Annotated in this window: 19 protein-coding genes; 4 read left to right on the top strand and 15 right to left on the bottom strand. The window is 56.6% G+C overall.

Annotation, left to right across the window (positions count from 1 at the left end; translation table 11 throughout):
• Positions 1 to 100: 100 nt before the first annotated feature.
• From MHM37_RS13265 to MHM37_RS13225, 9 genes are all read right to left on the bottom strand, one after another.
• Positions 101 to 2,098: a P-loop NTPase fold protein gene (locus MHM37_RS13265; RefSeq protein WP_239296963.1), complete on the bottom strand. Its 1,998-nt coding sequence runs from the start codon at positions 2,096 to 2,098 to the stop codon at positions 101 to 103.
• A gap of 105 nt (positions 2,099 to 2,203) precedes the next feature.
• The gene (locus MHM37_RS13260) at positions 2,204 to 3,229 is read right to left on the bottom strand and encodes a hypothetical protein (RefSeq protein WP_239296965.1); all 1,026 of its coding nucleotides are present in this window, start codon (positions 3,227 to 3,229) and stop codon (positions 2,204 to 2,206) included.
• 210 nt (positions 3,230 to 3,439) lie between these two features.
• Complete coding sequence (locus tag MHM37_RS13255; RefSeq protein ID WP_239296966.1) at positions 3,440 to 3,760, bottom strand: DUF427 domain-containing protein; 321 nt, start codon at positions 3,758 to 3,760, stop codon at positions 3,440 to 3,442.
• A 102-nt stretch (positions 3,761 to 3,862) separates the two neighbouring features.
• Positions 3,863 to 4,633: a carbon-nitrogen hydrolase family protein gene (locus MHM37_RS13250; RefSeq protein ID WP_239296967.1), complete on the bottom strand. Its 771-nt coding sequence runs from the start codon at positions 4,631 to 4,633 to the stop codon at positions 3,863 to 3,865.
• Between the two features lie 40 nt (positions 4,634 to 4,673).
• Positions 4,674 to 5,285, bottom strand: a complete 612-nt coding sequence (locus MHM37_RS13245; RefSeq protein ID WP_239296968.1) for a glutathione S-transferase N-terminal domain-containing protein — start codon at positions 5,283 to 5,285, stop codon at positions 4,674 to 4,676.
• Positions 5,286 to 5,478: 193 nt separating this feature from the next.
• On the bottom strand, positions 5,479 to 6,678 hold the full coding sequence (locus MHM37_RS13240) for a YbfB/YjiJ family MFS transporter (protein ID WP_239296969.1): 1,200 nt from the start codon (positions 6,676 to 6,678) through the stop codon (positions 5,479 to 5,481).
• Positions 6,679 to 6,779: 101 nt separating this feature from the next.
• A complete protein-coding gene (locus tag MHM37_RS13235) occupies positions 6,780 to 7,115 on the bottom strand; it encodes a zinc ribbon domain-containing protein YjdM (protein WP_139526722.1) in 336 nt (111 codons plus the stop codon).
• A gap of 94 nt (positions 7,116 to 7,209) precedes the next feature.
• The gene (locus MHM37_RS13230; protein ID WP_239296970.1) at positions 7,210 to 8,259 is read right to left on the bottom strand and encodes a DUF2235 domain-containing protein; all 1,050 of its coding nucleotides are present in this window, start codon (positions 8,257 to 8,259) and stop codon (positions 7,210 to 7,212) included.
• A gap of 125 nt (positions 8,260 to 8,384) precedes the next feature.
• Entirely contained in the window at positions 8,385 to 10,061 is a 1,677-nt protein-coding gene (locus tag MHM37_RS13225) for a methyl-accepting chemotaxis protein (protein ID WP_239296971.1), read from the bottom strand.
• A 614-nt stretch (positions 10,062 to 10,675) separates the two neighbouring features.
• Between MHM37_RS13225 and MHM37_RS13220 the strand changes: the two genes are divergently transcribed.
• Complete coding sequence (locus MHM37_RS13220; RefSeq protein WP_153842704.1) at positions 10,676 to 11,644, top strand: putative zinc-binding metallopeptidase; 969 nt, start codon at positions 10,676 to 10,678, stop codon at positions 11,642 to 11,644.
• Between the two features lie 26 nt (positions 11,645 to 11,670).
• On the opposite strand, the gene MHM37_RS13215 is transcribed toward MHM37_RS13220, so the two are convergent.
• Together MHM37_RS13215 and MHM37_RS13210 are read right to left on the bottom strand one after the other, a co-directional pair.
• Entirely contained in the window at positions 11,671 to 12,564 is an 894-nt protein-coding gene (locus MHM37_RS13215; protein WP_239296972.1) for a dihydrodipicolinate synthase family protein, read from the bottom strand.
• 53 nt (positions 12,565 to 12,617) lie between these two features.
• Positions 12,618 to 13,370 carry an SDR family oxidoreductase gene (locus tag MHM37_RS13210; RefSeq protein WP_153842702.1) on the bottom strand — a complete coding sequence of 251 codons (753 nt, stop codon included), beginning with the start codon at positions 13,368 to 13,370 and terminating at the stop codon, positions 12,618 to 12,620.
• Between the two features lie 174 nt (positions 13,371 to 13,544).
• Here MHM37_RS13210 and MHM37_RS13205 point away from each other — a divergent pair, with 174 nt between their 5' ends.
• Both MHM37_RS13205 and MHM37_RS13200 read left to right on the top strand, forming a co-directional pair.
• A complete protein-coding gene (locus MHM37_RS13205; RefSeq protein WP_239296974.1) occupies positions 13,545 to 14,372 on the top strand; it encodes an AraC family transcriptional regulator in 828 nt (275 codons plus the stop codon).
• 27 nt (positions 14,373 to 14,399) lie between these two features.
• Entirely contained in the window at positions 14,400 to 15,011 is a 612-nt protein-coding gene (locus tag MHM37_RS13200) for a LysE family transporter (RefSeq protein ID WP_153842700.1), read from the top strand.
• Here the strand turns inward: MHM37_RS13200 and MHM37_RS13195 are convergent.
• The 3 genes from MHM37_RS13195 to trpB all read right to left on the bottom strand — a co-directional run bounded on the left by MHM37_RS13195 (position 14,995) and on the right by trpB (position 17,564).
• Entirely contained in the window at positions 14,995 to 15,315 is a 321-nt protein-coding gene (locus tag MHM37_RS13195) for a hypothetical protein (protein WP_239296976.1), read from the bottom strand. The genes MHM37_RS13200 and MHM37_RS13195 overlap by 17 nt on opposite strands.
• A 162-nt stretch (positions 15,316 to 15,477) precedes the next feature.
• The gene (trpA, locus tag MHM37_RS13190; RefSeq protein WP_239296978.1) at positions 15,478 to 16,326 is read right to left on the bottom strand and encodes a tryptophan synthase subunit alpha; all 849 of its coding nucleotides are present in this window, start codon (positions 16,324 to 16,326) and stop codon (positions 15,478 to 15,480) included.
• 20 nt (positions 16,327 to 16,346) lie between these two features.
• Positions 16,347 to 17,564, bottom strand: a complete 1,218-nt coding sequence (gene trpB, locus MHM37_RS13185) for a tryptophan synthase subunit beta (protein ID WP_239296980.1) — start codon at positions 17,562 to 17,564, stop codon at positions 16,347 to 16,349.
• 121 nt (positions 17,565 to 17,685) lie between these two features.
• Here trpB and MHM37_RS13180 point away from each other — a divergent pair, with 121 nt between their 5' ends.
• On the top strand, positions 17,686 to 18,576 hold the full coding sequence (locus tag MHM37_RS13180) for a LysR family transcriptional regulator (RefSeq protein WP_239296982.1): 891 nt from the start codon (positions 17,686 to 17,688) through the stop codon (positions 18,574 to 18,576).
• Here the strand turns inward: MHM37_RS13180 and MHM37_RS13175 are convergent.
• On the bottom strand, positions 18,573 to 18,971 hold the full coding sequence (locus MHM37_RS13175) for a VOC family protein (protein ID WP_139526703.1): 399 nt from the start codon (positions 18,969 to 18,971) through the stop codon (positions 18,573 to 18,575). The genes MHM37_RS13180 and MHM37_RS13175 overlap by 4 nt on opposite strands.
• Between the last annotated feature and the right edge of the window lie 24 nt (positions 18,972 to 18,995).

The raw sequence follows: 18,995 nt of genomic DNA, 5'->3' as shown, positions 1-18,995 counted from the left end.
GCGAGAAGGTCAGCTTTTCAGGTACCATTTTGGAAGCGGCTGTTGGTGCTTGATGGATTGGTTAGGTTCTTGAAATCATAGCACTTTCAGCCGCTTTCTTTTATACCCTGTGAGAAATCCGGGCTAGGCTGTTGTATTGCTCTCTTTCGAAATCCGACTTGTGCGAAATGCCTGATTCCATCCCCCAAGCAGTTGGCACATAAGAAGTTAGTATTCGAACAAGAGCTTCTGAATCATTCGAAATCAACTCTGCCACATAATCATTTACATAGTTATTACGCACATACCTATTTAATGTATAAAATATCGTTGGGATGGAGTTAGGCACCAGCCTGGTTAGATCATCCTTTCCTTCAACTTTATCATCTATGAGCTTCCCTAAGTGCTTTCCGATATCATCTATACAGGCTTCAGAAAAACCATCCTTTTCGGGTTTGTTTTCATCTTCACGTTTTAACCATCTAAAAATCTCGAGTTTAAATTCCAGTGAAGGTGCTGAACCAATGCATTTTTTTGCCAAAGCAACTCGGTCAGATTTCTGTACATTTTGAATCAAATCACTAACCAGCATGGCTGCCTGCGAAAATGGAGTTATCCAACTATACAACACCTCTGGATTGGGGATGTCATCACTCTTTTGTGCAATAGCAACAGCCAATGCTAACGCGACATCAGCATCTATGCTGCCTGCCTTATGCCTCAATTTTTTAATTAATGTTTCAACTGAAGAAGCGTTGAATATTTCATTTAGTGGATTGCTTTCTAAATCGAAGGGCTCTTCCCACTTCTCACTATCTTCAGTTATCTCCTGAATTAGCTTATCTGATATATCTCCCTTTGGTATTGCGTATGTAAAATATCTAGAGTAATAATTTTCAGAGCAAATTCTCTGTCCATTATTCCATTTCTCATACCAATCCGAGCCATAGCTCATATTACCATAAACTGATTGAAGCTTTGGAAACATGTTCTTTAAGAGTTCAATAAACCCCTCTTTTTTAATATTCTTTCCTCGACTTAGAGCGCCATCTAAAAGATTTCTTATGTATTCCTTTTCGCCATCATTGTTAGAGTAATGACTATCTCGGAAAGAGCCTGTAAATAGTCTCTTATTTATCCTCAGCACCTCATATAAAGATGGACAAAAGACTCTTATTCCCTCCAAAAGCATGAGATCAACTGCGTTTACCTCTCCTTGCAAAATTGGCAAAGAGAACATCAGTATATTTCCGTAAAGCTTGGCTTTTCTTGGAGTCGTTAAGCAATCATCGAAAGCGGCGCTAAAATCTCGAATAAACTCTTGCACTTGTTGTTCGGATAGCGAAACACCCGAAATATTTATAGCTTCATCCACTCCTTGAAAGCAAAACTCTCGAAGCACTTGCTTTTCAACTGCTGGCAAATGTAGAGGAACCTGAATAATTTTCTCTAAAAATGCCTCGCCGGAATTCTCAGCAGCACTAGAGTAGCGATCTTGCAAAGATGCGGCGACAACATCTTTATCGAATGCCAAGATGTATGATGTATATTTAAAGTCTGCTGTTAGCTTAACCAATCTAAACAATGCGTGTATTTCAGTCTTTTCCAGCCTATCTACATCATCGATTAGTATAAGGACTCGTTTTTTTGCTGACTCTAACTCACGCTCTATTCTTTTCTTAAGTTCATTTATATCTGGCCCTGAGATAAATGATCCAAGAGCATCACCCGCTCCCTTTGCACCCATAACAGCGCCAGCACCAGGCGCTGCCTTTCTAACGAAATCCTTGAGCTTATCGCCGGTTTTAATTAGCTCTGCATCTAACGCTCCTGCAATATCAAAAAAGAAGCCGGTTAGTAACTCATCTTCTGTACCGAAACGCCACGGATTGAATTTTATACATATTACGTTCTCATCTCTTTCAAGTGAATTTTCGATAAAGTTGAGAACAGATGTCTTACCATCACCCCATATCCCGTAGAGGCCAATAACAATACTGCTTGGATCACTTCGTTTTGATATGACTTGGGCGACTCTCTCTGAGAAGTTCCAGCGCGAAAATCTATCTTGCCCTTGCTCGTGGATTGGTGAATCAGAGGAGTAATTTTTATCTTCCATAATATTTCCTTGGGGGGTTGGGAAGCCTAACGCCTGAACTCAGCGGCCGATTTGCAAGCGCACCGCGCTGGAAAAGCGGTCCGCTGCAGCCCCTGGTTATATGATTTAGAAGTGATCATCGACTTTGAAGTCATATCTACGCTCGATGAATGCTATAAATTCGGCTATAGCCTTTTCGATAGCCTCAAGGATATGAATATACCCCTGCTGTGTCAGTGACCTATCTATTGCAAAATGGTGCACGATACCATGTCTATACTGAATTATGTCTGAAATCCGATTCTCTAAGAAGGTAACTGAATTTCCGATTTTTTTCTTTTTATACAGGATCTTCCTTACATCGATTCCCAGCCAGTCTTTGTAGGCTTTATTCAACTGATCAATATTCTGAAATGTATAATTTCTTGCTATTACTCCCTCGACCGTTTCTTCTTTTCGCTCTACTTCAAGAAGAGTATCAAAATCGAGCTTCTGCCGATGAGACTCGCGCTTTTCTAGTGCAAACTGGTCATACTTGATCAAAACCTGGAAAGCTTGTGAGAAAAAGTACTCAAACATCGCAACAGCAAATGGCACTAAGCCATTGTATAACACCCGACTGGGATCTAACGTTTTGGTGAACTCAATAAAATCATCAATCTTTTCACCACTCGGCTCGGGGAACTTAGCGGAAGGACCTGGTAGGGCGAACCGGACTGCTGATAGCTCTCGTTGGACGTGGCTGTACGTTGCAGAAATCCCCCTACTAATTGGGGTGCTATTATCCTCCCATAGTGGTACATAGCGATTAGTTCCATAATCGCCCCGGATAGTGCCGCCGAAGCGTTTCCGTGCTCCTCGAAGCACATCGTTTAGCATTCTTACATCATGCCAACTAGCACTATATAAGTTACGGACATGCAAAGCCCACTCGTTTCCAGTAACTTCCAACTCTTCACCCGAGACAGGATAAACATCTGCTGAGACGCCATCTATTGACCGAAAATCTTCATAGTCAAACCAAGAATAGTTGAGAGTTCCTTTCGGCCATTCCCAAAAATGTTTACATTTCTTGAATCCTAGCCCTTCCAAATAGCCTTTCAGCTCAGTTCTAGTTGCCTTCTTTGGATATAGGGTTAGATCCCGTCCCATTTAGTTCAATCCTCGATTTATATAACAGTGTATTAGACGGCATGCTTTATGATTGAATGAACGTGCTGGCATTTTTTTCCGGCAAATGCAGCCTGCAAAATCCTCCCAAGTCTATGATCCCTTGAAATATTAATTTTTAAATTAGTCTTCATATCCCAAACTCGCGTGCCTGCTACATTTCCCGGTATTTCCACTGCGGGTCGAAAAGCGTCATTTGTTTACATCTCCATAAAACGCCACCCTACCCGCAATAGACTCCATCCCCTCAATCGGCTCTTCATAACTCCAAGCAATATCCAGCCACTCACCCAGCGAAAAGCACACCGCATGCCCTTTAAAGGGGCAATAAGTGGTCGTTTCTGAAACGGTGAGTAAGTCCATTCGCACGTCTTCACGAGGGAAGTAGTGGCGTGGCGGGTAGCCGTGTTCGCGGAGTTCCAGCGTATTGGTGGAGTCGGCTAGCAGAATGCCATCAATCTGAACTTGCATGCGCTGCTGGTTGGGGTGAAGCGTTATGCGGGCATTCTGCATCGTGTTGTCCCTGCGGCGTTATTCGCTCTAATATTTCGAGACTAGCAGTTAATCTAGATTAAGCCCACTTTAGATGGTTAGTTTTTAGTCGGTAACTCATACTTAGCTATGTAAGTTAGTCATCACTTCCACGCTACCACTTATACCACCGTGGTGAATGCGGCACAGCACTAAGCTGGGCTGCGTGCCATTGGCTTTCATGGTTAGCTCCCCTGCTGCGTTCCAGCCGCCGCTGTTGCCGCAGGTTTGCCAGCCGCCCGTGGTGGAAACGTGGTTGGCGAGCAGTACCGGCAGTTGGTGGCGCTTTGCGATGGCGGCGAGCAGCTCGGCATCGTGGGCATAGCCGCCTGGGGAGATCAGCGCGCTGGCGAGATATACGTCCACCTGTTGGGCGGCGGCGGTAGCGGCGTGGCTTGGGTGGGTGAAGTCGGCGCATACGGCCAGGGCGATGCGGGTGCCGTTCACGTTGATCAGGCCGCTTTCATGGCCGGGAGCACAGTAAACCTCCTCCCCTTCGTGAAGGTGCTGTTTTAGGTAGAAGGTGTGTGCACCGTTGGGGAAGCAGATCACCGCTGCGATGTAAGGTTTGCCGTGGGGGTTGTGCAGTGGGCAGCCCGCGATCACCACCGTGTTATTGGCGACGGAAGCGGCAATGAGGGTGGCAAAGGCGGCATCGTCACGGGGCATGGCCAGTTGGCTGAGTAGCGCCAGCTCGTAGCCGGTGAGCGAGAGTTCGGGAAAGGCCACCACGTTGGCCCCCAGCGCGGCGGCGCGCTCTATGTAAGCCAAGTGCGTTCGTAGGTTGTCGTTTACCGCCGCTTTCGTGACGGGCAGTTGGGCGAGCGCGATGGTGATGGCTTGGCTGTTGGTCACTTTTATCCCTTGGCTGGCGGGGTGCGGGAAAGGTCGCAGGCTAGGCGAAGGCGGTTTGCACGAAGCTGGTTCGTGCCGTGACACCCGCATGCCACGCGGCAAGCTGGGCATGCTCCTCTTTCCAGCGTATCTCTGGCAGCCGGAAGGCGAGGTACTCCAGCGCGACCGCAATGGCGATATCGCCTAGGTGGATCGATGCCGCCGTGGGTTTGCCGCCCAGCTCGCTATTCAGTTGATTCAACAGCCGCTGCATGGCCCTTGCCCGGCGTTGGCCCAGCTCGCTTTGGTCAATGCCTTTGCCATAGTGCTTGCGGGCAATCACGGTGGTGAATGCGGCATCCATGAGGTTTTGGCCCAGGCCTGCCAAGTGCAGCACGTCACTCAACGGGTTGGTGGGCAGTATGGGCGGGGTGGGTGTTCCGCTGTCCAGACTGTCCAAGTACATGGCGATCAGCATGGATTCGCTCAGCGTGGTGCCCTCCTCCGTCACCAGCGCGGGGATGCGCCCGGCGGGGTTGGCTTTGAGAAGATCGGCATCGTCGGCCCAGGGGTCGCACCACTTGAGCGTCACGGTCTCCATCAGGCCTTTTTCCAGCAGCACGATGCGTACCAGCCGCGCATAAGGGGATGTTGCGTTCAGGTAGAGTTCCATGGTGGCCTCCCTTTGTCTGAATAGTGCTTGTTAGGCTTTGTACGAAACTGCCTATGCTCGCCCATACGGCGTTAAAAATCGGCTCGTGCGCGAGTCCGATCAAAGTACTCATTTACACCTTATAAACTCCGTCTTTTCGCCGATTTTTGCCTTGACTGGCCATCGCTCGCCGACTTTTCTTACAAAGCCTAGGTTATTGGGCAGAAGGATGCGTGCGGCGCTGCTGTACGCCTCGGCTAAGCAGTACCAACAACAAGCCAAGGGCAAGCGCCATGCCGCTGATGGTAAAGAGTGGCGTGTAGCTGCCCCACATGCCAAACAGCGCCGACATGCCATACCCTGCCCCTGCCTGGGCGGCGGCGAACGCGGCCGTGGCTCGCCCCCAGAGCTGCTTGTGGGCGGTAGGCCCGACCAGCTCGGCCAGGCGGCCAGAGGTGAGGGCGACGATGCCGGGAATCATCGCTCCTACCATGAACGAGGAAATCGACTGGCTAATCAAGGCAAGCGAGAACACCGGGAGCAGAACGGCGGCGGCCTTGGCGGCAAAAGCGATCATCAAGCCGCCCTGCCAACCCACGCGCTGCGCCAGCGCCCCCACCATGAACGGCCCGCATAGCGCCCCCACCCCGAAAATGCCCCATTGCAGGGAGGCGGCTTGCTGGCCGAGGGCGTGCTCCCTGGCAAGATAGTCCACCCAGAATACGGTATGCGGTACGAACCCCACCGCATCGAGGGCGTAAGCGCCAATGACCAGCAGCACGATCACCTTTACGCCCGCATAACGCACGGCGCTATTACCCACCGTGCGTGTGATGCGGGGTGCGGGCAAACGCGCAACGCCACGGTCGCACAAGACGCCCGCCGCTAAACTGAGCAGCCCCAGCGCCCCCCAGGTGAGCGAGAGGCTGACCCCGAGCAGTAACGGCACGACGAAGGCGGACAGCAGCGCGCCAGCGCCAATACCGGTAAACACCAACGCGCCGATACGGGTTCGCCTTTCCGGGGGCGTGGCCGCTAGCGCCAGCGAGGGGCCTACGACCATCAAGATCCCCCCGGCCACTCCCGACACCAATCGCCAGAAGAAGAACCAGAGAAAACCACCTGCCCCAGCACAGAGCACGAAGCTGAGCCCGATACTCGCAAAGCTGGCCGCCATCACCCAGCGGGGCGCGAAACGCTCACTCAGCGCGTGTGCAACGAGTGCACCGACTAAATAGCCCAGCAGGTTGGCCGCCCCTAAATAAGCGCCCTGGCTGGCGCTAAACCAGCCTTGCTGAATGATCGCGGGCAATAGGGGCGTGTAGGCGAAGCGCGCGATGCCAATCGCCGCGAGGGTCGCCATGATGCCTGTCATCAGCGCAGGCAAATCGTCGGTAGTGAGGGGTCGCGTCATCACGCCAGTTCCTTAGGGTGTCGCCCTGGCAAGCGTCGCTGCCTCCTTGCAAGGCTCGTGAGGTTGGATTTAGGAAACACCGAGGCGCACGATCGCCCTGCTCACGCCTTCTTCACAAACTGCGCAGTCACCATCATGTCGCCTGCGCCGTCTACTTTGCAGTCTAGCTGGTGGTCTTTGCCCTCTTTTAGCCGTTTGATGACGGCTTTGGTGCCGATCTTGAGCACTTGGGAGCTGCCTTTGACTTTGAGGTCTTTGATTAGCGTGACTTTGTCGCCTTCGGCCAGCGGCGTGCCGTGGGCATCGGCTACGTTCACGGCCTCTTCGGCGGCGGCTTCTTCAGGGTTCCATTCGTGGGCGCATTCGGGGCAGACGAACAGGCGCTGATCCTGATAGACGAATTCCGATTGGCAGCGGGGGCATGGCGGGCAAGACATAAGCAGCGGCTTCTGTAGTGAATGAGCGGTGATAATACCCAGCTAGGGCGTTTTTGGCGACGAGCGTTCACGCCCTGGCGCACCCGGGCGCTACCTAGGGGCCTGGCGGAGTCACGTTGGCGTCTGTCAGGGTGCGCGGCCGGTAGTGGCACGCGGCGTCGGCCCAGCGCGACCAAACGGACTCATCGACGGAGACGTTCACCGCAGGCAGCCCTTGCATTCCTTGCGCGTAGCATCGGTAGAAGCGTGCGTCGCTCGACTGTCGCAGGCGTTTGTATTTGGCGTACCAGCCCCCCAGGAAGGCGGCGTAGGAATCGATGGGATCGGTTGCCCAGGCGTTTTCCGCAACGTCTGGGTAATCCAGCTTCAGGCCCGCCTGGGCTGCTTTCTCGACCATCCACAGCAGCGGTATATCGGCCAACGCATCTCGCGGGCCATACCCGCCGCCCACATTGGCATGAGCGCCAATGAACCAGCGCTGCTGTACGTCGCGATTAGCCGGTTTTTGCTGGCCGTCCGCGCTGGTCCAGAGGGAGACGTTGTAGTCCGCTCGGTGTTCGTCCAGCGCCACGGCCTGATAGGCGTAGTCGACGATGCTGGAAAGCTGGGTATCGTGCCAGTCGTAGTAGCGCTTGAACAGGTTGGTGCCGGGCACACCCAGCGCGCCTACGGTGTCCCATACCCCAATGAAATGAACCCGTGGCTGGCGGCTAAAGTTTGCCTTGAACGCTTTACACGTATCGCTATCCGGATGCAGCTCCCGGTCTCGATACAGTTGCTCGGCTTTATCGAGCAGGCTGGGCGTCACCACATGCACTAGTCCGCATTTGCGCATCATCCCCACGAGGCTTCTAGCGGTATAGGCGCCGCGGCTGAACCCGAATATCCAAATCTCGTCCCCTTCGCGGTAACGCCTTGCCAGCCAGTCGTAGCCTTTCCGCAGGTTGTCACTCAACCCGTAGCCAAAGGCGCCACCAATGAAACGTTGATACCGAGAGGTGCCCACACCAGGGTCGTAATAGAACCGCTGTTTGACACCCTTGTCGTCATCATGGAGAAGCCGCGTCAGTCGGTACACGTTCGTTTGGTCTTCTGGGTCGTTCCAGGTGCCATCGAACAGCAGTATCAATTTTTGCTGGGTCATGTGTCTCTACCGCTGGTGGAAAGGCAGTGGCTAGCCAGCCAGGATACTGACACAGTAACCTAAAAATTGAGGGCGCCCAGTTAAAAATGCCCCAGCACAGGCCGGGGCACATATCTTTCAAGGGCTTAGAATGAGGCCCACTCCTCGACCTCTTGGCGGGCGGCCTGCGCCGGACGGAGAGCCGTCGCCTGGGGCTTGGCGGCGGGGCGCTGAACCTTGGGCGGTAACGCTGCCTGGGGCTTCTCCGTGGTCGCCCCTTTGAAGAACGCCACTTCTTTCATCAGCGCCTCGGCTTGAATCTGCAGGGAGCGGCCCGCCGCGCTGGACTCCTCCACCAAGCTCGCGTTGAGCTGGGTCACGCTGTCCATCTGCGCAATGGCCGTATTGACCTGGTCGATGCCTTGAGACTGCTCGTGGCTGGCCGTGGCGATCTCGCCCATCAATAACGAGACGCGCTGGACACCGCTGACGATCTCTTCGAGGGCTTTGCCTGCCTGGTTGACGAGGGTAGACCCATTGCCGACTTGCTCGATGCTCTCCTCGACCAGTTGCTTGATCTCTTTGGCTGCATTGGCGCTGCGCCCGGCCAGGTTACGCACCTCACCGGCCACCACGGCAAAGCCGCGGCCTTGCTCGCCAGCTCGGGCGGCTTCCACCGAGGCATTGAGCGCCAGCAAGTTGGTCTGGAAGGCGATCTCATCGATCAAGCCGACGATGCCAGCGATTCTGCGGCTCGAGGCATTGATGCCCTCCATCGCATTCACCGCTTTCCCCGCGATTTCACCACCGGCATTGGCTTGTTGCGTCACCGCGTAAACGAGCTTTTCGGCTTCGGAGGCGTTGTCTGCGTTTTGCCGAACCGTGGAGGTGATCTCATCCATCGAAGCGGCCGTTTCCTCGATGCTGGCCGCCTGTTGCTGCGTCCGACTGCTCAGGTCTTCGGTGCCATGGGCAATCTCTTCCGCCGCCCCGTTCACCGATTCAGCGTTGTGACGAACGGACATCACCACTTGGGAAACCTTGACCTCCATGGCTTTCAATGCCTTGAGCATGTCGCCAAACTCATCCTTGCAAGTAATGTTGATGGCGTTATCCAGCTGGCCTTGCGCCATGGCGTTGGCGAGCGCTTGCGCTTTGCCTAGCGGGGTCATGATGCCGCGAATCAGCCATATCGCCAGCAGAATGCTCACGATCACCGCCCCTGCGATCACGCCGATGATGATATTGCGCGTCCATACATAGTCTGCGGACGTTTGCTGATGAGACGCCGCTGCTTGGGCGCTGTTACGATCGATCAGCGCGTGAAGCGAATCGAGCACCTGCGGGTAGGCTGCCCGTAACGTCGTGGTGGCGATGCGGCGGGCCGCGTCGAAATCATCGTCGATCATCGCTGTGTTGACCTCATCGATGCCAGCGCGTAGCACCGACAGCGACGCGATGAACTCTTCGGCGATACCGCGTTCGACCTCGTCAGACACCCGCTTGGGGAAATAGTCGTTCCAAGCGGCATCGATCAGGGCATCGTTTTCGGCGATCTCTTGCTGTGTCGTCACGGCAGAGGCAGGGTTGCGGTCGCGCTGCTCCGCCGTGATTTTTACGCGCGTGCTAAGCAGTGCCTCGTTCACTTCCCCCAGGTCGACCAGTGTCAGCACGTTGCCTTCGAACGTTCGGGTAATGGCATCGTTCATTTTGCTTAAATGGTAGAGACCGAATACTCCAACAGCGACCAGCATGACAACACAGGCGCCCAAACTCACCGCCAGCCGTCTTTTCACGCTTTTTTTAAGATATAGCATGGCCATTATTCTCATTAGTCCGCAGCGAACCGCTTTGATAAAAGGAGTGTCATTGCGTCAAGACAAGTGCCGAGATGAGGCACGTTCAAAGAGGCAATGCGCGTTATCCGTTGGCTGGGGTATCGAGGGCTTTACGACACAGACAATGTCTTACAAGGAGGCGAGCCAATGTCCTACACAACAGATAGCAAATATCTTACAAAACAAATGGCGGATGTCTTACAAAAATCGCTTCTGCAATCGTAAACAAATATAAAATCCATACAAAACAAAGTGTTAATAAAAAAACATAAATGAAATCATGTAGGTTGATCGACGCGCTTTTGACGGTGTTGAACATATTTATTGGGAAAACAGCTTTTTCACTCAATATGCTTTTAATTAGCTCGCTATTAAGTAAAAATCACGCCTAACTATTGGTAAAGATAACGTCTAAGAAACACCTACTTTTATTCACTATGACTGGCATATGAACTGGCACGCCTGGCGTTCAAGAAACGTTTTTTGGGTGCGCTCGTCACATCGAAACCACGCTCCTTTCATCCTTACGCAATCGCCGTTGGCGTCCCTTGGCCTCGGCTCCTAGACTGAAGCTTCGTTTCTCTTGAGATACCCGGCCTATGCGCGTGTTTTCTAATCCGGTCGGTGCCGGTTCACTCTGGTTCGATAATTTGGTCACGGCGGATGGTGTGCCGGTAGCCTACGACCCCCAAGCGCGGGCGTTCATTCCCATGCCGCCCTTCTGCGCCAACCGCGAGGTGATTGGCTGTAACTGGATTGCCCCGACGCAGGGCGAGTTCTGTCGCGCCTGCGCGATGACCGCCCTGGCGCCAGACCCTTCCATTTCCGATGCGATACCCCACTGGGCGCACACCGAGGCGGCCAAGCGTTGGGTCATCGATAATCTGGGCCGCTGGCACTGGTTTCGCCCGGAAGACCCGGGCGCGCCGCCGGTGTTTCATATGTTGGCAGAAGGCGGTACGCCGGTGCCCATGGGACACGTGGGGGGCGTGGTGACGATCAGCGTGGCGGAAGCGGATGCCGTGCTGCGCACCACCCGTAAAGAGGCGCTGGATGAACCCTACCGCACCATGATTGGCCATATGCGCCATGAAATCGCCCATATGCTGTGGTGGCGGCTTAGCCTGCGAGAGGATTTTCTGGCGGCCTTCCGCGAGACGTTTGGCGATGAGCGGGAAGACTACCCGGCGGCGCTGCAGCGCCACTACCAAAGCGGCCCGCCGGCGGATTGGCAAACGCGCTTTCTTTCCACCTATGCCTCTTCCCACCCCCACGAGGATTGGGCAGAAACCGCCTCGCACCTGCTGCACCTGACGGATATCACCGACAGCTTCGTATCGTCGGGCATGACCTCGCCCGCGCTACCGGACGACCACAACTGGGATGCCTACGCCGAGCCAGACGCCGAGCGGCTGATACATATTGCGGCCTCTTTGGTAGCGGGCGTGAACCACGTGAATCGCTCGATGGGCCTGTCGGATCTCTATCCTTTCGTGCTCTCCGATGTGGCCCTGCGCAAGCTGGCATTCGTGCACGACTGGCTGCGGCGCGGTGCGCAAGGGCTGTAAACCACGTGCGCTTCGCTTGATGCGATCTAGTGAAGCCCCAACGCCTCGATCACCGCTGCCACCTGCTGGCGGGCCTCCCCTTGCAGGGTATTCAGCGGCTGGGGCAGGCAGGGGGCGCTCACGCGGCCAGTGAGTTCGGCCATGGTCGCCACCACCCGCAGGCTGCCACCATAGTCGTGATACAGCGCCCATAGCGAGGCCAAGGCGTCGGAACGGGCTTGGGTTTCTTCGGCGTTGCCCGCTTGAGCGGCACGGGTGAGCGCCAGCGCGAGTTCTGGGTAGAGCCCGCCGATCACCGAGTACCACGCCTCGCAGCCTGCCAGCAGGCCCGTGGCGGCGGCGGGGTCGCCGCTGATGCCGATGGTCACGTCCTCGGGAATCAGCGCCCGCAGCCGCGCCACCCGGGCGTTGGCCTCGTCTAGATGGTTGGGCACCGGCGGAATTTTGATCGAGCGCACCTGGGGCAGCTCGGCAATGCGCCCATGCAGTTCGTCGCTGAACGTAAAATGCGTGGTGCCAGGGTTGTCGTACACGCACAGCGGTACGCTGATAGCGCGGCTAACGGTGCTGAACAGGTTGAACACGTCGTCATCGGTGAGTTTTTGATACGAAACAGGCGCTAACAGTAGCCCGCTCGCCCCGGCCTGCTGGGCATGTTCGGCATTGGCCAGCACATCGCGAGAGCGCAGCGCGCCAATGCCCACCACCACGGGCACCCCAGCGGCGTTTTCCACGCTCAGCTTGGCCACCCGAGCCCGCTCTTCCACGCTCAAATAGGCGTAGCTGCCGGTCGAGCCCAGCACACCGATGGAATCCACCTTCGCGTGGGCCAGCCGGGCCACTAGCTGGATGAACTCCTGCTCGTGGATGCCCTGCTCGTTCATGGGGGTCAGCGGAAACGCACTCAGGCCGGTAAACATGGGGTGTCCTTTTTTGGGGTCTGCCTGGGCAGCCAAGGGGGCTGGTCAGGGCGTTACAGGCCACCCGCCAGATCCAGTAAAGTGCCGGTGGCAAAGGATGACTTGTCACTGGCCAGCCAGACAATGGCTTCTGCCACTTCGGAAGGCTGGCCACCCCGCTGCAGGGGGATGCGAGACTTCAAGCGGTCTACGCGGGCAGGCTCGCCACCGAGTGCGTGCATCTCGGTGTAGATGAGGCCGGGACGCACTGCATTCACGCGGATGCCTTCGGCCGCGACTTCCAGCGCCAACCCCCGAGTCAAGGTATCCACGGCCCCTTTCGAGGCGGCGTAATCCACGTACTCGTTGGGCGAGCCGCTTTTGGCGGCCATGGAGGAAACATTGACGATACTGCCGCCCGCGCCGCCCTGGCGGGTAGACATGCGCTGCACGGCCTCCTTGCAGCAGAGAAAGCAGCTCATGACGTTCTTTTGCAGCACGTTGCCAAAACGCTCCGGCGAGATATCCACCAGCCGCGCCTGGGTGTTGAGAATGGCGGCGTTGTTGACCAGCACCGTCAGTGTGCCGAGTTCCTGATCGACCCGGCGAAACAGGTTCGCCACCTCATCGGCTTTCGACACATCCGCCTTCACGGCCAGGCAGCGCACGCCCAGAGCAAGGATGTCACTGCGCACACGCTCGGCGGCCACGTCGTTTTCGACATAGTTGAGGCACACATCGTAGCCATGCCGGGCGAACAGCCGGGCCGTCTCGGCACCAATGCCTCGACTCCCGCCGGTAATCACCACCACGTTGGGGTTTGCCATGCGCTCTCCTCGTTTGCCAGCGTTTTGCGAATGCCGCCCACTGTGTACGTCTAGTGAATATACACTGACACCGCCGTTGAGCAATTATGTACAAGCCACGCTGGCGCCCGCGTCATATCCTGAAACGGGTCAGGGTAAGCCCGCCCTGGGCCGAATGCGATCAAGGAGGTTGGCATGGGCAGCAGCCAGTTCGAGTTTTTCAAAAATCACCATGTGCCGTCACTGACCGTCTTGAAAGCGGCCATCGAGGATTTTAGCTATGACCGTCATGCCCACGAGGAGTACGCCTTTGGGGTGACGCTGGTGGGGCGACAGGATTTCTTCAGCGGCGGGCAGTTTCATCGTAGCCCACCAGGCAACGTGATTCTGTTCAACCCTGAAGAGGTTCACGACGGCCACGCTGGCGGTGAGCAGGCCTTGGGCTACGTGATGGTATACGTGCATCCCAACCAAGTGTTGCCGCTGATCGAGGAGCTGCTTGGCCGCCCCCAAACGTCACCGTTTCGCTCCCGGAGTACGCTGATTCACGACCCGCTGCTGCGCCAGGCGATACAGGAAATCGCACGCCTGACCACGCATCAAGCGGGCAGCTGCATCGACCAGGAAAACGCGTTGTATCGCGTGATCGAGCGCATGGTTCAGCTTGGCGGGCACATGGTGACTGGCCAACGCACCAGCCGCCCAGACACGCTGCTGGGCCACGCCAAAACGTATATTCATGAGCATCTTGAGGCAGATATCTCGCTGGACGATATCAGCCAGGCCGCGCATTTGTCGAAGTACCACTTTTTGAGGCTATTTCGCCAACAGTTCGGCATGACCCCTCATCAATACGTGATCAATTGCCGCGTGAACGCCGCCCGCTCCGCGCTCGACCAGGGCGCGCCACTCACCGAGATAGCGCTGCGCTTCGGCTTTGCGGATTTGAGCCACTTCAACCGCCGTTTCAAACGCATCTATGGCATGACCCCTTTCCAGTACCAGCGCGACATCACGCGTTAAGCATCACGTCCACCTAGAGGTTTTCTCATGTTAGCAATCGTCGCCTATGCCCTGGGCGTCATGTACACGCCTGGGCCTGTGAATCTGTTGGGGTTGAATGTCGGTATCAACGGGCAGGGTAAAACCTCGCTGGGGTTTTGCCTGGGCGTGGGGCTGGCCATGCTGCTGTACTTGCTGGTGTTGGGGTGGGCGGGAGCCGCCTGGATATCTCAAGACTCCCTGGTGCTGCTCAGCGCGCTCGGCTGCGCTTATATCCTGTATCTGGCCTACAAGGTGGCCCGCGCCAATGCCACCCTGGATACCCACGCCCCGGCACCACGCATGCTCAGTTTTCGTGATGGCCTGATGATGCAGTTACTCAACCCTAAAGCCATGGTCGCGACACTGCCTATCGCGACGCTGCAGTTTCCTGCCGAGGGTATTCAGGGCATGAGCCTGTTTATCTGGGCACTAGGGCTGGCCGCTCTGGCGGCAGGCGCCCCCGGCAGCTATGTGGTGATCGGCAGCTTGCTTGGCCAGCGCGTCAGACAGCCAATGTTTATCAAAGGGTTTAACTGGATAATGGCAGGATTGCTGGTGGCTGTATCATTATCGATTGGCTACGAGCATGTATGGCTGGTGGTTACTGCCCAAAACTAATCCCCAAGCGCAGCGCTTGCAGGCTATCGAGCTGTAACGTGACGTCATCAGAGAACAGCGGGTGGCCTTGTAATTGCACATTGACTGCTGCCTGGGAGCCACGGTAGCTAAGCGTCACGGCAATGTTGGCGCTGTCGCTCACCGGGGCCAGCCAATCGTACTCGACGTCATCCACGCTCACCGATGACAGCCCACGGGCTTCTAACTGCTGCTCGACTTCCTTCTCGATCACCACGCCGTAGTAGAAATAGATGCCTGCGTAGCCGAGTCCCAGCAGTACCAGCAACGAAAAGAGCTTGCCCATGGTTTTCCTCTGTTTGAGTACACGTGACGTTATCCCGCCGTCAAACGTGGATGATGCCTGTTTTCTAGAAACGACGGCAAGTTGGGCGTGGTGGATTCAGTAAAACACAGAGCGGGCCATCATGGCCCGCTCTGTGTTTTTGATAGCGCTTTCCCACTTCCTTCAGGCTGGCAAACTGGCATGTTCCTGCTGGGCTTCTCGGCAGCCTCTCACACTCTCCGCCAGCTCTTTTACAAGCCCATGCACCCGCGCCACGGCGTCATCGCCGCTGCTGGCGTGTTCGATGCAATCTACCAGCGCGGAGCCTACGACCACGGCGTCGCTGAAGCGGCCAATGGTGGCGGCCTGTTCGGCGGTGCGAATGCCGAAGCCCACGGCAATGGGTAGCGGGGTGTGTTCACGCAGCTGGTGCACGGCGCTTTCCAGACGCTCGGGTGTGGGGGCGCTGCCGCCCGTCACACCCGCCACGGAAACGTAGTAGATGAACCCGGAAGCGTTGGCCAGCACCTTGGGTAGCCGCTTGGCATCGGTGGTGGGCGTGGCAAGGCGGATGAAATCGATGCCGTGCTGAGCGGCGGGCTGGCACAGCTCTTCGTCGTGTTCAGGCGGGAGGTCCACCACGATCAGCCCGTCTACCCCTGCCTGTGCGGCGTCACTGAGAAAACGCTCGACGCCGTAGCAGTAAATCGGGTTGTAGTAGCCCATCAGCACGATGGGAGTCGTGCCGTTTTGTTCACGGAACTGGCACACCATGTCCAGCGTTTTGGCCTGGGTTTGGCCATTTTTCAGGGCGCGCAGGGCAGCCTTTTGAATGGCGGGGCCATCGGCCATGGGATCGCTGAACGGCATGCCGAGCTCGATGATGTCCACGCCTGCTTCGGGAAGGCCGTGCAGCAGGCGGCGGGAGGTCTCGGCGTCCGGGTCGCCGGCGGTGAGGTAGCTGACCAGCGCGGGTCGGTTTTGCTCTTTGAGCGCGGCAAAACAGTCGTCGAGTCGAGAGGTACGGTTCATGGTGTTCTCCTGGGTCGCGCTCATGAATGTGTCATGCCGAAGCGGTCGCCTAAATGCTCGGCCACGCTGTTCATGTCCTTGTCGCCGCGTCCGCTGAGGTTGACCACCATCAGGTGCTCGCGGGGAAGTGTTGGCGCACGCTTGGCCACTTCGGCCAGGGCGTGGGCGGTTTCCAGGGCGGGAATGATGCCCTCCTGGCGGCAGCAGATCTGGAAGGCTTCCAGCGCTTCGTCATCGGTGGCAGAGACGTACTCGACCCGCCCCTGCTCGTGCAACCAGGCGTGTTCGGGGCCGATGCCGGGATAATCGAGCCCGGCGGAAATCGAGTGAGCGTCGATAATCTGGCCGTCTTCGTTTTGCAACAGATAGGTGCGGTTGCCGTGTAGGACACCTGGCGTACCGCCGTTCAGGCTGGCGGCGTGCAGGCCGCTCTTGACGCCTTTACCGCCCGCTTCCACGCCGACCATGTGCACGCTGTCATCATTGATGAACGGATAGAACAGTCCCATCGCGTTGGAGCCGCCGCCCACGCAGGCAATCAGCGAATCCGGCAGGCGGCCCTGCTTTTCGAGCATCTGGGCGCGGGTTTCGTGGCCAATCACCGCCTGAAAATCGCGCACCATCGCCGGGTACGGGTGCGGCCCTGCCACGGTGCCAATGATGTAGAAGGTGTCGTCGACGTTGGTGACCCAGTCGCGCAGCGCTTCGTTCATGGCGTCTTTCAGCGTACCGGTACCGGAAGTGACCGGCACGATCTCCGCGCCCAGCAGTTTCATGCGGAACACGTTGGGCTGCTGGCGCTCGATGTCGGTGGCGCCCATGTAGATCACGCAGGGCAACCCAAAGCGGGCCGCCACGGTGGCGGTGGCAACACCGTGCATGCCTGCACCGGTTTCCGCGATGATCCGTTTCTTGCCCATCTGCTTGGCCAGCAGTACCTGGCCAATGCAGTTGTTGATCTTGTGCGCGCCGGTGTGGTTTAGCTCTTCACGCTTGAGGTAAATGCTCGCACCACCGAAGTACTCGGTGAGCCGCTCGGCAAAGTAGAGCGGATTGGGGCGGCCTACATACTCGCCCTGGAAATAGGCCAGCTGACGCTGAAACTCGGGGTCATTTTTTGCAGCGGCGTACTCATCCTGCAGCTCGAGAATCAGCGGCATCAGGGTTTCGGCCACAAAGCGGCCACCAAAGCTGCCAAACATGCCGTTGGCATCGGGTAGGCTCAAGGGTTTGTTCATCTCGACCTCTACGGTATCGGGCGATTTAATATGCTCACGACGTTAACGCAGGCAGGCGGGAAGAAAAATCGATAAGATGGCAAGCACCTGTGAGTTTTACGCAACTGTTTCAGGAGACCCCATGCAACACAGCCTGCCGCCCTTGAGCGCCCTGCGCGCCTTTGAAGCCACTGCCCGGCTAGGCAGCGTGACCGCTGCTGCCGATGAGCTGAGCGTGACCCACGGCGCGGTAAGTCGCCAGCTAAAGAGCCTAGATGAGCATTTTGGCGTGGCGCTGTTCACCAAGTCCGGGCGCGGGTTGGTACTTACCCACCACGGCGAGCGGCTGCAAAGCGGCGTGGGCGAAGCCTTTGCAAAACTGAGGGATAGTTGCACGTTGCTCAAGCATGAGGTGGAAGAAGCGCCGTTTACCCTGGCCTGCCCCGGCAGTCTGCTGGCCCGCTGGCTGATTCCTCGTTTAGACCGCTTGAACCAAGCGCTGCCGGAGCTAAAACTTCAGGTGGTGGTCAGTGATGCCGAGCAGTCTGGCCAGCCGGAAACCAGTGTCACGCTGGCCTTTTTCGAACCGCCCTGGCCTGAAGAGGGTGAATTGATCACGCTGATGCCTGAGGAAATTTGCGCCGTCGCCAGCCCCCGCTTGGCCAGCGCTTGCCAAAACGCTGATCCGGCAACGCTATTTGCCAATAAGCTCCTTTATACCGCCTCGCGCCCCCAAGCGTGGCCCCAGTGGGCAGCCGCTCAAAAGTTGAATGGCAGCACCTTGGAAACGGCTCTGAAGAAGGGCCAAGGTTTCGCGCATCTTTATTACTTAATGGAAGCCGCCGTAGCGGGCTTGGGGGTAGCTATCGCCCCTAGGCTACTGGTGGAGGACGACCTAAACAGCGGCCGGCTAGTCGCCCCCTGGGGCAGCATCGAAACCCCGGCCAGACTTTGCCTATGGCTACCCAAACACACCAACGCCCGCCGCAGCGAAGCGCTGGTGGATTGGTTACTAAGGGAGTTGAAAGGTTAGAGTCCTACTCGGTGCGGATACACCACGAACGCCAGCTTGTTGCCATCGGGGTCGCGCACATAGGCGGCGTAGAAACCATCGCCATACTGCGGGCGAAAACCCGGTGCGCCTTCGTCGCTTCCGCCGCTTTCCAAGGCGAGGTGATGCAGCGTATCGACCTCTTTGATATCGGCGAATTGGAAAGCGGTCATGGTGCCATTGCCGACGGTGGCCTCGTGACCATCGAAGGGGTAGCCTACGAAGTATTGGGGCACGTTGACATCGTCCGGGTCACCGAATGAGACGCAACTATCATCTTGCCAACAAATATCCAGCCCCATGGCATTGAACAGCGGCGTATAGAACCGCAGAGCACGCGCGAGGTCTTTCGTTCCCACCATGGTATAGGCCAGCATGCGCGTTCTCCTTACAAGCGATGG

It is taken from the genome of Halomonas sp. MMH1-48 (assembly GCF_022348105.1).
Taxonomy (GTDB): Bacteria; Pseudomonadota; Gammaproteobacteria; order Pseudomonadales; family Halomonadaceae; genus Vreelandella; species Vreelandella piezotolerans.
Note: the sequence above shows the minus strand (reverse complement) of the source record. Positions and strands in the feature narration are given on the sequence as shown.

Bases quoted from the DNA above. Each gene is read 5' to 3' on its own strand.
- MHM37_RS13235 (WP_139526722.1), bottom strand. From the start codon at position 7,115: ATGTCTTGCCCGCCATGCCCCCGCTGCCAATCGGAATTCGTCTATCAG.
- trpA (WP_239296978.1), bottom strand. From the start codon at position 16,326: ATGAACCGTACCTCTCGACTCGACGACTGTTTTGCCGCGCTCAAAGAG.
- MHM37_RS13205 (WP_239296974.1), top strand. From the start codon at position 13,545: ATGGGCAGCAGCCAGTTCGAGTTTTTCAAAAATCACCATGTGCCGTCA.
- MHM37_RS13245 (WP_239296968.1), bottom strand. From the start codon at position 5,285: ATGGAACTCTACCTGAACGCAACATCCCCTTATGCGCGGCTGGTACGC.
- MHM37_RS13240 (WP_239296969.1), bottom strand. From the start codon at position 6,678: ATGACGCGACCCCTCACTACCGACGATTTGCCTGCGCTGATGACAGGC.
- MHM37_RS13265 (WP_239296963.1), bottom strand. From the start codon at position 2,098: ATGGAAGATAAAAATTACTCCTCTGATTCACCAATCCACGAGCAAGGG.
- MHM37_RS13230 (WP_239296970.1), bottom strand. From the start codon at position 8,259: ATGACCCAGCAAAAATTGATACTGCTGTTCGATGGCACCTGGAACGAC.
- MHM37_RS13180 (WP_239296982.1), top strand. From the start codon at position 17,686: ATGCAACACAGCCTGCCGCCCTTGAGCGCCCTGCGCGCCTTTGAAGCC.
- MHM37_RS13200 (WP_153842700.1), top strand. From the start codon at position 14,400: ATGTTAGCAATCGTCGCCTATGCCCTGGGCGTCATGTACACGCCTGGG.
- MHM37_RS13220 (WP_153842704.1), top strand. From the start codon at position 10,676: ATGCGCGTGTTTTCTAATCCGGTCGGTGCCGGTTCACTCTGGTTCGAT.
- MHM37_RS13225 (WP_239296971.1), bottom strand. From the start codon at position 10,061: ATGGCCATGCTATATCTTAAAAAAAGCGTGAAAAGACGGCTGGCGGTG.
- trpB (WP_239296980.1), bottom strand. From the start codon at position 17,564: ATGAACAAACCCTTGAGCCTACCCGATGCCAACGGCATGTTTGGCAGC.
- MHM37_RS13195 (WP_239296976.1), bottom strand. From the start codon at position 15,315: ATGGGCAAGCTCTTTTCGTTGCTGGTACTGCTGGGACTCGGCTACGCA.
- MHM37_RS13215 (WP_239296972.1), bottom strand. From the start codon at position 12,564: ATGTTTACCGGCCTGAGTGCGTTTCCGCTGACCCCCATGAACGAGCAG.
- MHM37_RS13210 (WP_153842702.1), bottom strand. From the start codon at position 13,370: ATGGCAAACCCCAACGTGGTGGTGATTACCGGCGGGAGTCGAGGCATT.
- MHM37_RS13255 (WP_239296966.1), bottom strand. From the start codon at position 3,760: ATGCAGAATGCCCGCATAACGCTTCACCCCAACCAGCAGCGCATGCAA.
- MHM37_RS13175 (WP_139526703.1), bottom strand. From the start codon at position 18,971: ATGCTGGCCTATACCATGGTGGGAACGAAAGACCTCGCGCGTGCTCTG.
- MHM37_RS13260 (WP_239296965.1), bottom strand. From the start codon at position 3,229: ATGGGACGGGATCTAACCCTATATCCAAAGAAGGCAACTAGAACTGAG.